This is a genomic window from Clostridium sp. MCC328, from assembly GCF_018785465.1.
Classification (GTDB): domain Bacteria; phylum Bacillota; class Clostridia; order Lachnospirales; family Lachnospiraceae; genus Pilosibacter; species Pilosibacter fragilis.
The window spans coordinates 1-790 of the sequence record NZ_WQPW01000050.1 but is presented as its reverse complement, the minus strand read 5'-3'; the positions used below and the strand labels follow the sequence as shown (position 1 = coordinate 790).

Sequence of the window (790 nt, the reverse complement as noted above, 5' to 3'; positions counted from 1 at the left end):
CACTGGGTGCGCGCGGCGGCGTATCAGCGCTACGGTGAAGGTATGTACCGGCTGGGCGTATGCTATGAATACGGCGACGGTGTGGAGCAAAACTGGGAGCATGCTGTGCATTGGTTCCGCGAGGCGGCAGAGAGTGGCGTGAGCGTGGCAATGACGGATCTGGGATACTGCTATGAAAAGGGCTGCGGCGTGGAGCAGAGTTGGGAGCAGGCCTTTTCCTGGTATCGCAGAGGTGCGGAGTGCGGCGATTTGCGATCCATGAATAATCTGGCATACTGCTACGAACACGGCGAAGGCGTGGAACAGAACGAAGACAGGGCGCTTTACTGGTATCGCCGCAGTGCCGAAGGCGGCAACGGCAATGCCATGTGCAATCTTGGCTGGTGCTATGAAAGGGGATATGGCGTGGAGCAGAATTGGCAGGAAGCCATAAAATGGTATGAGCAGGGCGCACAGTGTGGCAATTTGCAATCCATGAATAATCTGGCATGCTGCTACGAGCGCGGCAAAGGCGTGGAACAGAACGAAGACAGGGCGCTTTACTGGTACCGGCGGGGAGCTGAGGCAGGAAGTGTTTACTGCATGTTCTGCCTTGGCTGGAATTACAGAAATGGCGTGGGCGTGAAGCAAAATATGACGGAAGCGATCCGTTGGTATACTGCTGCCGCCGAGGGCGGAAATGCTGCTGCCATGCATAGTCTCGGCTGGCATTACGACCACGGCGAAGGCGTGGAACAGGATATGAAAAAGGCAATTTGCTGGTACGAACGAGCAGCAGAGCAGAACCACC

1 protein-coding gene is annotated in these 790 nt (G+C 56.3%); it reads left to right on the top strand.

All coding sequences use genetic code 11. From position 1 onward, the window contains the following. The coding region (locus tag GPK83_RS08630; RefSeq protein ID WP_215704563.1) for a tetratricopeptide repeat protein at window positions 1–790 on the top strand (790 nt) is incomplete at both ends.